This is a genomic window from Rhodocyclus tenuis (genome assembly GCF_014197755.1).
GTDB lineage: Bacteria > Pseudomonadota > Gammaproteobacteria > Burkholderiales > Rhodocyclaceae > Rhodocyclus > Rhodocyclus tenuis.
On record NZ_JACIGE010000017.1, the window covers coordinates 29151 to 41957 of the forward strand.

9 protein-coding genes and 1 other RNA gene are annotated in these 12807 nt (G+C 63.7%); 5 read left to right on the forward strand and 5 right to left on the reverse strand.

Features of this window, described 5'->3' with window-relative positions:
- Nucleotides 1-20 precede the first annotated feature (20 nt).
- Complete coding sequence (locus tag GGD90_RS17100; protein ID WP_153116278.1) at nucleotides 21-1598, reverse strand: chemotaxis protein CheW; 1578 nt, start codon at nucleotides 1596-1598, stop codon at nucleotides 21-23.
- Nucleotides 1599-1628: 30 nt separating this feature from the next.
- Nucleotides 1629-3545 (reverse strand): methyl-accepting chemotaxis protein, encoded by a 1917-nt coding sequence (locus tag GGD90_RS17105; RefSeq protein ID WP_153116279.1) that lies wholly within the window; start codon nucleotides 3543-3545, stop codon nucleotides 1629-1631.
- Nucleotides 3546-4032: 487 nt separating this feature from the next.
- Here GGD90_RS17105 and GGD90_RS17110 point away from each other — a divergent pair, with 487 nt between their 5' ends.
- Complete coding sequence (locus GGD90_RS17110; protein WP_153116280.1) at nucleotides 4033-5724, forward strand: flagellinolysin; 1692 nt, start codon at nucleotides 4033-4035, stop codon at nucleotides 5722-5724.
- A 129-nt stretch (nucleotides 5725-5853) separates the two neighbouring features.
- On the opposite strand, the gene GGD90_RS17115 is transcribed toward GGD90_RS17110, so the two are convergent.
- From GGD90_RS17115 to ssrA, 3 genes are all read right to left on the reverse strand, one after another.
- Complete coding sequence (locus tag GGD90_RS17115; protein WP_153116281.1) at nucleotides 5854-6279, reverse strand: amino acid-binding protein; 426 nt, start codon at nucleotides 6277-6279, stop codon at nucleotides 5854-5856.
- 71 nt (nucleotides 6280-6350) lie between these two features.
- Nucleotides 6351-7685, reverse strand: coding sequence for a phenylacetate--CoA ligase family protein (locus tag GGD90_RS17120; protein WP_153116282.1), 1335 nt, complete (start codon nucleotides 7683-7685; stop codon nucleotides 6351-6353).
- Between the two features lie 195 nt (nucleotides 7686-7880).
- Nucleotides 7881-8216: a transfer-messenger RNA gene (ssrA, locus tag GGD90_RS17125) on the reverse strand.
- A gap of 349 nt (nucleotides 8217-8565) precedes the next feature.
- On the opposite strand from ssrA, the gene GGD90_RS17130 reads away from it, so the two are divergent.
- From GGD90_RS17130 to GGD90_RS18265, 4 genes are all read left to right on the forward strand, one after another.
- The gene (locus GGD90_RS17130; protein ID WP_153116283.1) at nucleotides 8566-10194 is read left to right on the forward strand and encodes a methyl-accepting chemotaxis protein; all 1629 of its coding nucleotides are present in this window, start codon (nucleotides 8566-8568) and stop codon (nucleotides 10192-10194) included.
- A 139-nt stretch (nucleotides 10195-10333) separates the two neighbouring features.
- Nucleotides 10334-11293, forward strand: coding sequence for a thioredoxin-disulfide reductase (gene trxB, locus GGD90_RS17135; RefSeq protein ID WP_153116284.1), 960 nt, complete (start codon nucleotides 10334-10336; stop codon nucleotides 11291-11293).
- A gap of 41 nt (nucleotides 11294-11334) precedes the next feature.
- Nucleotides 11335-12012, forward strand: coding sequence for a Smr/MutS family protein (locus tag GGD90_RS17140; RefSeq protein ID WP_153116285.1), 678 nt, complete (start codon nucleotides 11335-11337; stop codon nucleotides 12010-12012).
- A 166-nt stretch (nucleotides 12013-12178) separates the two neighbouring features.
- Complete coding sequence (locus GGD90_RS18265) at nucleotides 12179-12772, forward strand: DUF4114 domain-containing protein (protein WP_153116286.1); 594 nt, start codon at nucleotides 12179-12181, stop codon at nucleotides 12770-12772.
- Nucleotides 12773-12807 lie beyond the last annotated feature (35 nt).

The following is a 12807-nucleotide window of genomic DNA, read 5'->3' on the forward strand; positions in this document are numbered from 1 at the left end:
GCTAAGCAATCCCCACCGGCTCAGGCCGCCAGCTTCGCCAGCTGATCGAGATCAGGCGCCTCGATCAGCTGCGCAGGATCGATCAGCTGCACCATGCGCTTCTGCTTTTCGAGATTGGCCATGCGCGCCAGCAGCTTCGCCTGTTCGGCCGACAGACACGGCGCCGGTTCGATCGCCGCCTTCTGGATCCTCAGCACCTCGGCCACCGAATCGACGATGAAACCGGTGCGCACACCGCCGATCAGGAAGACCATGACGCGTTGCCGGTCGCTGCGCTCGACGGTCGGCAAGCCGAGGCGGCGGCGCAGGTCGATCACCGGCAGCACGGCGCCGCGCAGGTTGATGACGCCTTCAACGAAAGGCGGCGCCTTCGGCACGTGCGTCAGTTGCTCGGGAACGCGAACGATTTCCTGCACGCTGTCGATCGGCACGCCGAACTCTTCCTTGTCGAGCCGGAAAACCACCACCTGTTCGTCATCGTCGGCGACTTCGTCGTCAATTTCAGCCTCGGTCGTTGTTTGCTCGTCTGCACGCATGTTATCCACGCTCTTCACCGCCTCCTTGATCGACGAATGCTTGAACAGGTTGGCGGCGGAAATGATCGAGACCAGCCGCTTGCCACCGTCCAGGCGACAGATTTCCGAAATGTCGGCCAGATCGCCTTCGCGAACGAGCAGACCGGGCATGGCATCGACTTCCGACCTGGCGACGCGCAATACCTCGTTGACGTTGTCCATGACGACGCCGACCGACGACGCACCGAGGGCGACGACGACGATCCGGCTGTGCTCGTCGGCCGCCTGCGCCGGCAGCGCGAACATGCGCCGCAGGCTGACCAGCGGCAGCAAGCGGCTGCGCAGGGTCATGATGCCGAGCACATGCTCTTCGGCGTGCGGCACATGGATGATCTGCTCGGGAACCTGCACGATCTCCTGCACGTCCTCGATGGCGATGGCGTACTCCTGACCGGCGACATCGAAACTGACCAGCTGCAGTTCGTCGCTGTTTTCCTCGTCCTGACTTTCGACGGAGGCTGACAGACCAGCAGCGATTCCGCTGTGCCGGGCCAGCGCCGCAATCTCGGTGAACTCCTGCGCGATCAGCTTGGCGAAGTCGAGGACCATGATCATCGCGTGGCCACCGACATCCTTGATGATGCCCGACAGCAAGTCGCTGTTCACGGTGCCGCGAATCGTTTCCACGCCCTCGATGCGTGAGCTTTCGACGCCAACCACACTGGCGACGCGATCGACGACGAAACCGAGCGGTTGGCCGATGTCGATGACCAGCGCCCGCGTCGCATCGTCGTGTTCTCGTTCGTCAAAGCCGAAGACGCGGCGCAGCGAAATGATCGGCAGCACCTTGCCGCGCAGATTGGCGAGGCCGTCGAGCGCCGCCGGTGCCAGCGGCACGCGCACGACATCGGGAACACGGATGATTTCCTGCACCGGACTCATATCGACGGCAAAGACTTCGTCGCCGGCAAGAAAGGTGACGAACTGGCGCGTCTCCGAATCACCCGTTTCGAGAGATTCGTCGTCGACCTGCGGCGCTCGCTCCGCCTGCGTCACCCTTTGTTCCGGGTTTTTTTTGCTCATGGCAAACTCCTTGAAAAGGACGCAGAAAGATCAGGCACTTTGCAGCTCATCGGCCAGCGAAGCGATTTCCTCGATCGCTGCCGCCAGTTCCTCGGCGCCTTGCGCCTGCTGCCTGGCTGCCGCTGCGGCTTCGGTTGCTGCCTTGTCGGCTTCGGTCGCTGCGGCGGAAATCTGCTCGACGCCCTTCTTCACCTGCGCCACGGCAGCGGCGATTTCGGTCGAGGCGGCGAGGATTTCGCCCGAGGCTTTTTCCACTTCGGCGATGTCGGTTTCGATCGTCAGCAGATTGGCCGAACTTGCCTTGGCTTTTTCCACTTCGGCCAGCGCTCCGGCGAGGATTTCGTCGAGGTCGCGACCGACGAGGCCGATCTGATCCTGTACCGACTTGACCAGATCCTTGATGCGGTCGGCGTTTTCGGCCGAGTCGTGGGCGAGGTTGCGGATGTCGGTGGCGACAACGACGAAGCCCTTGCCGAACTCACCGGCGCGCGCCGCTTCGATCGAACCATTGACGGCAAGCATATTGGTCTGGATCGACACGGTAGTGATCGCGTCGACGATCTTGTCGATGCGCCGCGAGACCAGTTCGAGATCCTTGATCTGCTTGATGCTCGAACGCGAAGCGTCGGCCGACGAGACGATACCGGCGTTCAGCGCATCGATCGAGGCCTTGTTGAGGGCCAGCAGATTCTTGATCGCCTGCACTTTTTCGCTACCGGCGGTGGCCCGCGACTGCGCCACTTCGGCACCCTTCTCGATCTGGCTGATCGCCGCGGCAGACTCTTCGGTGGCCGCCGACTGCACTTCGGCGCCTTTGCGGATCTGCTCGATGGCGGCCATGATCTGCGTTCCCGAACGGTTGATTTCCTGCACTGCCGACGACAGCTCCTCGGCGGCCGATGCCACTTCCTCGGCACTCTTGGCAACGTCGGTCGAGTTCTTCAGGTCTTCGGCGATTTCCGACAGGCTCTGCGCGGCCGCCTCGCTCTGCGCCAGTGCCTGCGCCTGTTCGGCAACGGTCTTGGCGGCTTCTTCGGCGGCCGCAGACTGCTCCTCGGCGGCCGCGGCGATATCCTGCGAACCCTTCAGCGCCTCTTGTGCCGCCGTTGCCGACTGCGCGGCGCCGGTGGCAATCTCGCGCAAACCCTTGACGATATCGACGGCATCGAGGCGAATCTGATCGAGCTGCGTGATGATCGTCTTGCCGTTATCGGCCTCGCGTTCGATGTTCTTGGCCGAGGTACCGATGCCCTCGGCGATGAGCTTCACTTCCTGCTGGATCTGCGCGACCAGATCGGAAATCTGCTTGGCGCTCTTTTCCGAGGTTTCCGCGAGCGTGCGCACTTCATCGGCGACGACGGCGAAGCCCTTGCCGTGCTTGCCGGCACGCGCCGCTTCGATGGCGGCATTGAGTGCCAGCAGATTGGTCTGGTCGGCGATGCGGGCGACCGCCTTGACGATGTCACCGATGCTCGCCGCCTGCTTTTCCAGTTCGCCGACCATTTCCACCGACGTCGCCTGACGCTGCGCGGCGGCGCCGACGTTGTTGATCATCACGCCGATGTCAGCGGCCGTTCTCGTCACCAGCGCCTGCGTCGCCTCGGACTTGCTCTGGCTGAGTTCGGCGTTCTGCAACTGGCGCGTAATCGAGGTGCCGACCTGGGTGAACGCCGCCAGCGATTCCTGCGCGGCACCGGAGGCTTCTTCGGCGCCGGTAGCGATCTGGTCGGCCGCACGCTTCAGTTCTTCGGCCGCTGACGCCGCCTCGTTGATCCCCGACGACAACTGCCCGGTGGCAGCAGCGATGCGTTCGGCAGCCTGTTGCTGCTTGCCCAGCGTGCGCGCGCGCTTGCGCTGCGCCTCGGCTTCACGGGCGGCCAGAGCAGAGCTCTTGCCCTCGGCTGCAACTGCAAGGGATGAGGTCACCGGTTTCCTGACGAGTGCCATGGTACTGACTCCTGAATGAGTAAATGCGATTGGAATGGACGCAAGGTCAAAATATGACAAAAATGCGCGGCAAGCGACAGGCGAACAGAGGCACTCAACCGGTCGCCATGGCTGGCGAGTTGCGGGCGAATCGACGAACGAGGGGGCTTGCGAGCAGCGGAACGCGCCAGGAAAAACCGAATTCCGCTTTATAACTCAATAGCTTGAAAGCAGAACCAGGCTTGAATCGAACGAATCCGGAAAGCAGCATCGCATGCTCCTCACACACCCACATAAGGCCACGTCAGCCAGCGGCTTGACGCTCGGGCGCGCTTTAGTGACAGAAGCTGCTGACGCGTTCGATATCGCCACTATATGAAAAAAATAGAAAACTGTCCATCTTAAAGTTCGTTTTTGTCGTTTTTGGCCGGAATTTTCCGACAAAAACGCTCTAAAGTCATACCGCGAAACGTCGTTACCAATCCGTAACCGACCGACGCGTGCGCACATGTCACTGTCCATTCACACCAATCTGCCCTCACTGTTCGCGCAGCGCCAGCTGCGCACGCAGGACAACTGGCTGGACCGGTCGTTGACCCGGCTGGCTTCCGGACGGCGCGTCAACAGCGCCGTCGACGACGCGGCGGGGCTGGCGATTTCCGAACGCATGCGCGCGCAGGTGCGCGGCAGCGATCAGGCGGCGCGCAATCTCAACGACGGCGTGTCCCTGTTGCAGACCGCCGACGGTGCGCTCGATTCGGTCGTCGGCAGCCTGCAGCGCATGCGGGAACTCGCTGTCCAGGCGGCCAACGGCACGCTCTCCGCGGCCGACCGGCAGACGCTGCAGCAGGAGGTCAATCAGCACATCCAGCGCATCGAGCAGATCAGCCGGCAGACAAGCTTCAACGGTGAGGCGCTGTTCGACCAGAACACCGCCGGCGTCGGCGGCGATCCAAACCGGCGCGCGGTGCTCGACGGACTGCGACTGGGCTGGCTGGAGGAAGCCGAAAGGCGGATCAAGAACTTCTACGGGATCATCGGCGACGGCCAGCTGACCATGAACGTAGACCTCGGTACCAGCGATGGCGTCGGCGGTGCGCTGGCCTCGGTAAGCACCACCTCGGTCGGCGGCAACGGGCAGTGGCAGAACATCACGCTCAACGTCGACATGGCCGACTTCACGCCGCCGAATCTGCCCAACGGCGGCAGTGCGCCGTACTACAACGACCGCATCATCGCGCACGAGATGGTGCACGCCGAAATGTCGCGCTCGATGAACTTCGCCGCGCTACCGAGCTGGTTCAAGGAGGGGATGGCCGAGTTCATCCACGGCGCCGACGAGCGGCTCGTTGGCGATTACGCGGGCGGTGCCGGTCTGGCGACGATCCTCACCGCCTTCAACGCCGACGACGTCTCGGCCAGCGCCGGCTATTCGGCCGGCTACGCGGCGGTGCGCTACCTGCACCAGTCGATCAAGGCGCACGGTGGACAGGGGATCAAGGACATCACCACCTATCTGGCGGCGAATCCGGCCGCCACGCTTGACGCGGCGATCAGCAACGCCAGCCGCGGCGCCTTCGCCAGCCTCGCCGCCTTCGGCACGGCCTTCAATGCCAACGCGGGCACCTTCGTCGCCGGGCTCAACCTGAGCAATGCCGATACCGGCGCCATTGGCGGCTACGATGCCGACGGCGGTGCGGTGATGAGCGCCACCGACGTCTACCTCGACACCGGGACGCGCTTCGGCGAAAAGGCGCTCGACGGCTTCAAGCTTGACGTTCCCGACTATCCGACCGAAACCAACAGCCGCTACGTCTCGCTGCAGGCCGGGGCGGCCTACAACGCCAAGCTGGAGGTCGCCATCGGCGCCGTGAATGCCAACGCGCTCGGCATCGCCGACGTCGACGTGTCAACGCTGCCGCAATTTGCGCTGGTACACATTGACGAGGCAATCCAGGCGGTGGCCGTCGCGCGCAGCCGGGTCGGCGCCGGCCTGTCGCGGCTGGAGTTCGCCACGGCCAATCTGACAGCGACCAGCCTCAACCTGCAGGCCAGCCGCTCGCGCATCGTCGATACCGACTACGCCAGCGAAACGGCCGAACTCAGCCGTAACCGGATACTGCGTCAGGCCGGCAACGCCATCCTGGTGCAGGCCAATTCGCAGCCGAAAACGATCCTGCGGCTGCTGCGCCAGGCCTGAGGAAACACCGCTCCATGGCGGTTGCTGCCGTGATGCGGAAGCGCCCGGGCGAAAACGCAAAAGTGCGGGAATCTGCTCCCCGCACTTATGCCTGCGGCAGTCCTTGCGACCGCCTGACGCGGAAGAAGCTCAGTAGAGGTCCTGCTCGGGCACCATGGTGATGCCGGCGGCAGCGAGCGCGGCAACAGCCGCGTCGGGATCCTCAAAGCGGAACATGAGCACGACGCGACCGCCGTGACGCAGGTAGAAGGCGTACATGTACTCGATGTTCACCGCCGCGGCGGCGAGCACTGCAAGCGTGCGCACCAGACCGCCGGGATGATCGACGACGTCAACGGCGACCATCTCGCTGACCGTGACCGCCCAGCCCTCGCCTTGCAGCCGGGCGCGCGCTCGTTCCGAATCCTTGAGCAGAATGCGCAGGATGCCGAAGTCCTCGGTGTCGGCGAGCGAAATGCCGGCCATGTTGATGTTCGCCGCCGCCAGCGATTGCAGGGGCTCAAGCAGCGCGCTCGGGCGGTTTTCGAGAAAGACGGAAAGTTGGGGAATTTTCATCGCAGTCTCATCAGGAATGTGAGGCACTGACAGCGACCACCGGAGCGCCCGGCGCCGCCGCACAGCGGCTGTCAGTCGTTACGCTTGTCGATCACGCGGCGCGCCTTGCCTTCACTGCGCGGGATGCTGTGCGGGCCGACCAGGCGCAGGCCGACGCGGATGCCGAGGATATGTTCGATGGCATGCGCAATGCGGCTGCGCAGTTCTTCCATGGCGCGCACCTTGTCGCTGAACACCTCCGGCGTCACCTCGACCTCGACCGTCATCTGGTCGAGCCCCTGCGTGCGCGTGAGGATGATCTGGTAGTGCGGCAGCGTGCCTTCGACCTGCAGCAGCGCAGCTTCCACCTGCGACGGAAAGACATTGACGCCGCGGATGATGAACATGTCGTCGGACCGCCGGCTGATGCGGCGGATGCGGCGCAGCGTGCGGCCACAGCCGCAGCGCTCGGTGATGATGGCGGTGATGTCACGCGTGCGGTAGCGGATCATCGGCATCGCCTTCTTCGACAACGTCGTCAGCACCAGCTCGCCCTCCTCGCCGTCGGGCAGCGGCTGGCCAGTGACCGGATCGATGATTTCCGGATAGAAGTGATCCTCGAAGACGTGCAGACCTTCGTGCTCGCTGCATTCGCTGGCGACACCGGGCCCGGTGATTTCCGACAGGCCGTAGATGTCGAAGGCCTCGATGCCGGCGTCGATCTGGATGCGCTCGCGCATGCCGTCGGTCCACGGCTCGGCGCCGAAAACGCCGACCCGCAGCGGCAGCGTCTTCAGATCGACGCCCATCTCGATCGCCTTGTCGACCAGATGCACAAAGAAGCTCGGCGTCGCACAGATGGCGGTGACGCCGAAATCGCGCAGCAGCATGATCTGCCGCTCGGTATTGCCACCGGACACCGGGATCACTGCCGCGCCGAGCGCCTCGGCGCCGTAGTGCGTACCGAGACCGCCGGTGAACAGGCCGTAGCCGAACGAGTTCTGCATGATGTCGCCGCGATGCAGCGTACAGGCGGCAAAGGTGCGCGCCATCACCTCGGTCCACACCTGCACATCCTCTTCGGTGTAGGCGACGACGATCGGCTTGCCGGTGGTGCCGGAAGACGCGTGCAGGCGGACGACGTCTTCCATCGGGCTGGCGAACAGACCGAAGGGATAGGTATCGCGCAGGTCGGTCTTGACCGTAAACGGCAGCTTGGCGATGTCGGCCAGCGACTGGATGTCGTCCGGCGTCAGGCCACGCTCGTCAAGGCGCTGACGGAACAGCGGCACGTTCTTCCAGGCGCGCGTGACAATCGCCTGCAGACGGCGCAACTGGACTTCGCGCAGTTGCGCCTCGGGCAGAAAATCGGGGGCACTGACGGAGTGGAAGCCACCCGCAGCATCGTTCCAGCGTTCTTTCAACATATCGGCACAGTGAGATGATCGGAGGCGCTCATCGTGCAGCTTTCGCAAAACCGGTGATTTGATCAAGGACAAAGCGTAGCGAGCTTGGCGCAAAAAAGTGCCGAAAAACTGCATTTGCAATGCGCGGCACGATGGCATGAGGCGCGGAAAAGCCTTGGCAGCGGACGTTCAGGCAGCAAACCCAAAGTCCAGACGTGACGACGGGGACCGAAGTCCCCGCCGGCTTTTCTTTGGTAACAAGGCTCAAGCAGCCTCGGCATAGACCTTAAGCGGCCAGTGCGAAACGCTCATCGTTGGCGTTTGTAGATTTGCTTCATTAACGTCGATCGCCTGACGAGTTGCCTGCTCACCTTCGCCCGCCCTGTCGAAACCAATGCACCCCCACCCAAACGTGCTGCTCAGACCTTCAAAACGCTTGGGTGGAGGTGGCGGGAATCGAACCCGCGTCCAGAACGCCTCCAGATTGCCGGAATTACAACCATGCCCGGATGATGGGGGCAACAGCGGCGATTTGCAAGTGCGCCCGTCGGGCAAGGGTGCGCCTGGCTACTGGCGCCAGCGGCCGGAGCACGATCCTGCGGCTGCCGTTTCCGCCGAATTCAGCCAGCCGGACCTGCCTCTGCCGAGTCGCCCAGCTCCGCGGAGCCGGTCTCCACCGCCGGTGGATGACCTGCCCGAGTTCGCGGCGCATAATGCCATAAGCACACCCTGAAGCAGCTGCCTGAGGCGGGCGAAAAAGCTTTTGGCTTTCGCAACAGCGGCCACCCAGCCTCGCCGGAGGAAGAAACAGCGCACGGCTCAAGGATTTCGTTCGCAAGCCGATGTTCTGACTGCAAACCTGTGCGCCCAAAGCTTGCCGAAACTAGGCGGGAGACAAGCAATGAACGGCTTCGACAACCTCAGCCTGCGCGGCAAGTTGCTGCTCAACTTTCTGGTCAGCGGCGGCGTGCTCATCGTCGCGATTGTCTTCTGTCTGTTCCAGATCCACCTCATCGGCAAGGACACCGAAGAAATCGCCGGCAACTGGCTGCCGTCGATAGAGAATACGGCCGAAATCAGTCAGCTTCGTCTCCGTTACCGGGTCCGCAGTCTTGAGTACATGCTGCCGGGCAGCGCCGCCGACAAGGAAAAGATCGAGAAGTCGCTTGCCGATCTCGACAAGGAATTGTCCGCCTCGCTCGCCCGCTATGAGCCACTCATCTCCAGCGATGAAGAGAAGAAGGCTTACCAGGCAGCGGTCAGTGCAGCCGCCGGCTACAAGGCGACGGTCGAGGAAGCGATTGCGCTGGTCAAAGCCGGCAAGGAAGATGAAGCGCAGCAAATGCGCAAAAGTGCGTGGACCAAACAGGCGAACCTCCTGCGCGACCAGACCGATCTGTTGCAGAAACTCAACCGCGAGGGTGCCGACGCGTCTTCGATCAGCGCACAGGAAAACGGGACACTGGCCGAGCGCACCGGCATCGGCGCGCTGCTACTCGGCTCGCTGCTGGCGTTCTTTTTCACGGTGTTCATTTCCGGACGCATCGCCGGACGCCTGTCGCTGACCGTCGATGCGACGAGGCGAATCGCCGACGGCGACCTGACCGGCGCCCTGCCGCCGGCGAGCCGCGACGAAGTCGGCCGCATGATCGAGGCCATGGGAACGATGCAGGCTTCGCTGCGCGGCGCGATGCGCGAAACGGTCGGCAGTGCCCAGGCCATCCTCGACAGCTCGCAGCAACTCAACGCCACCACCGCCAAGATGAACCAGTCAGCCGACATCCAGAGCGCGACGGCCTCGGCGATCTCGGCAAACGTCGAAGAGCTGACCGTTTCGATCAATGTCGTCGCCGAGAGTACCGGCGAAGCCGCTTCGCTAGCGGCGACTTCGGACACGCAGGCAGCCGATGGCCGCCGCGCGATCGAACTGCTGATCAGCCAGATCAACGACGTGGCGACGGTGGTGAGAACCGCCGCCGGGCAGATGAGCGAACTCAACAGCGAATCGAAAAAGATCTCCGGCATCGTCGAAGTGATCAAGGACATTGCCGGCCAGACCAATCTGCTGGCGCTCAACGCGGCAATTGAGGCCGCACGCGCCGGCGAGCACGGCCGCGGCTTTGCCGTGGTGGCGGACGAAGTACGCAGTCTTTCGGAACGCACGACGCGCTCGACCGGCGAGATTTCGCAGATGGTCGTCGCCATTCAGCAATCGACCGAGGGCGTCGTCGCCGGCGTTGGTCGCGGTGTCGATCTGGTCGACAGCAGCGTCGCCATTGCGCGCGATGCGGGCGAAGCGATCGGGCGCCTGCAGGAGATGGCGCAACGTGTCGCACAGGTGATTGGCGACGTCAATGTCGCCTTGCACGAACAGTCGGCAGCGTCGAACGAAGTGGCAAAGAAGATCGAGGACGTCGCCTCGCAGGCCGAAGGATCGAGTGCCATCGCCCACGCGACGTCAACGGCTGCCGACTCGATGACCGCAACGGCGCGCGGCATGCAGGCACTTGTCGCCCGTTTTCGCGTCTGAGCACGGGCGGCGCGACCGATCCACCCGGCGTTGGCCGCGATTCTGGCTGACGCCAGCCGACAGGGTGTCGGCAAGGCAATGCACAGCGCCTGCCGCGCTATAATTTTCGCCTGTCCACCTTTAATTCCGAGCCCACCCAATGTCCGATGCCGCCCGCCACAGCCGCCTGCTGATCCTCGGTTCCGGCCCCGCCGGCTACACCGCCGCCGTATATGCCGCCCGCGCCAACCTGAAACCCTTGCTGATCACCGGCATTGCCCAGGGTGGCCAGCTGATGACCACCACCGAAGTCGATAACTGGCCCGCCGACGCCAATGGCGTACAGGGACCGGAGCTGATGCAGCGCTTCGAGGAACACGCGCGCCGCTTCGAAACCGAGATCGTCTTCGACCACATCCACACCGCGCGCCTTGGCGAACGGCCGTTCACGCTGATCGGCGACGCCGGCACCTACACCTGCGACGCACTGATCATCGCCACCGGTGCCTCGGCGCAATACCTCGGACTACCGTCGGAAACCGAATTCCAGGGCCGCGGCGTTTCCGCCTGCGCCACCTGCGACGGCTTCTTCTACCGCAACAAGCCGGTCGCCGTCGTCGGCGGCGGCAATACCGCGGTCGAGGAAGCGCTCTACCTCGCCAACATCGCCAGCCATGTGACGGTGATCCACCGCCGCGAGCGTTTCCGCGCCGAAAAGATCATGCAGGACAAGCTGTTCGAGAAAGAACGCGCCGGTAAGGTGACGATCCGCTGGAACTCGGTCCTCGAAGAGGTGTTGGGCGACGCCAGCGGCGTCACCGGCGTCCGCCTGCGTGATACGCACAGCGGCGTCACCGACGACGTCGCGCTGACCGGCGTCTTCATCGCCATCGGCCACAAGCCGAATACCGAACTGTTCGCCGGCCAGCTGGCGATGGACGACGGCGGCTACCTGATCACGCAGGCCGGGCGCGAGGGCAATGCGACGGCAACGTCGATCGCCGGCGTCTTCGCCGCCGGCGACGTGCAGGATCATATCTACCGGCAGGCCTGCACCTCGGCGGCAACCGGCTGCATGGCCGCGCTCGACGCCGAGCGCTACCTCGACAGCGGCCACTGAACCCGGCCGCATAAAGCCGGCCAGCACGCACGGGCGACCCGATGGACTGGCCGCAGGACATTCGCGCCGGCAGCGACAGGAAGCGCCCCGCCCAGGCCGGGCGTCGCCGCCCGCCGGTGCTTGTCCGTATGCCGGACTTCGCGGCGGCGACGACGCCCGCGCAGTGTGCGGCCGACGCTGACGACGAGCGCGCCGCGCTGCTCGCATCGATCGCCGGCGCCACACCGCTGCCACCGGATGAGCACATCCATTTCGAGCCACCAAAACCGCGGCCACGGCCACGCCAGCGCGAACGCGACGAGCGCGAGGTGATCCGCGAGGCGATGCAACGCCCGCTCGACGCCGACGACTGGTTCGACGCCGGCTCGGCCGAAGCCTTTCTGCGCAACGGCGTTTCGCGCATGGTGCTACGCGACCTGCGCCGCGGTCGCTGGGCGATCCAGGCGCACCTTGACCTGCACGGCTACAACCGGCACGAGGCGCACGAGGCAGTCAGCGCCTTCGTCGACACGGCGCTGGCCAGCGGCAAACGCTGCGTGCGCATCGTGCATGGCCGCGGCCTCGGCTCGCCCGGCCGCGAAAGCGTGCTGCGCACGCTGGTGAAAGGCTGGCTCGGCCGGCGCCGCGAGGTACTCGCCTTCTGCCACGCACCGACGCGGGATGGCGGCGAAGGTGCGCTGTGGGTGCTGCTGCGCTCAACCAGAAGCTCGCCTGGCTAGATCTGGCACAGCGACGCGACGATCTCCGGGTGTCGAAAAATCTTACACTGACAGCGCCGAGCACCCACCAGCCGAGGATTGGACATTGCCTTAAAAGGAATTTTTTCTGTGGGCGCGAGTATTGCTTTCATCTACAGAGTGATCCATAGCGCTGGAGTAAAGCACCATGAAAAAAACCCTTAGTGCCTTGTCCGTCGTCGCTCTGCTGGCCCTGAGCAATCAGGCACAAGCAACTCCGACCGAGTATGCCGCAGCCGGAACGCCCAACAACGTCACCTACTCTTTTACCGCGACCTCGACTGGCAACGTCATTTCCTATTTCGCCGGGTCTTCCGCCGGCTACACGAACCAGATCGGCTTGTGGGTCAACGGCGTCGACACTGGCATCTACGGCTTGAACAACCACACATCCACCTATGGGCAGTCGATCAATTTCGGCAGTGTAAATGCCGGAGACATTCTCGTCTTCGTATTGAAAATGATCGATCCGAACAACGTCGGCCCGTGGTATTCCAATCCGACCCTGAACTCGGACGGAATCAACCACATCTACTCGTCGCCCTACAGCGGCGATTCATCTATTCCTGCAGGTACCTATATCGGTTTCGAGGATTTCATCGACGGCGGAGACCACGACTACAACGACGAGTCTTTCGTATTCACCAACGTCACGACCAATAACGTTCCCGAACCCGGCTCTCTTGCTTTGCTTGGTCTCGGACTCGCCGGCCTGGGCTTCTCACGGCGCCGCAAGGCCTGACGCCAGTTTTCGAACCCGCCCTGAAAAGCACAAGG

Excerpts from the sequence above, each read along its gene's own strand:
- GGD90_RS17105 (WP_153116279.1), bottom strand. The coding sequence starts at position 3,545 with ATGGCACTCGTCAGGAAACCGGTGACCTCATCCCTTGCAGTTGCAGCC.
- GGD90_RS17115 (WP_153116281.1), bottom strand. The coding sequence starts at position 6,279 with ATGAAAATTCCCCAACTTTCCGTCTTTCTCGAAAACCGCCCGAGCGCG.
- trxB (WP_153116284.1), top strand. The coding sequence starts at position 10,334 with ATGTCCGATGCCGCCCGCCACAGCCGCCTGCTGATCCTCGGTTCCGGC.
- GGD90_RS17130 (WP_153116283.1), top strand. The coding sequence starts at position 8,566 with ATGAACGGCTTCGACAACCTCAGCCTGCGCGGCAAGTTGCTGCTCAAC.
- GGD90_RS17140 (WP_153116285.1), top strand. The coding sequence starts at position 11,335 with ATGGACTGGCCGCAGGACATTCGCGCCGGCAGCGACAGGAAGCGCCCC.
- GGD90_RS17110 (WP_153116280.1), top strand. The coding sequence starts at position 4,033 with ATGTCACTGTCCATTCACACCAATCTGCCCTCACTGTTCGCGCAGCGC.
- GGD90_RS17120 (WP_153116282.1), bottom strand. The coding sequence starts at position 7,685 with ATGTTGAAAGAACGCTGGAACGATGCTGCGGGTGGCTTCCACTCCGTC.
- GGD90_RS18265 (WP_153116286.1), top strand. The coding sequence starts at position 12,179 with ATGAAAAAAACCCTTAGTGCCTTGTCCGTCGTCGCTCTGCTGGCCCTG.
- GGD90_RS17100 (WP_153116278.1), bottom strand. The coding sequence starts at position 1,598 with ATGAGCAAAAAAAACCCGGAACAAAGGGTGACGCAGGCGGAGCGAGCG.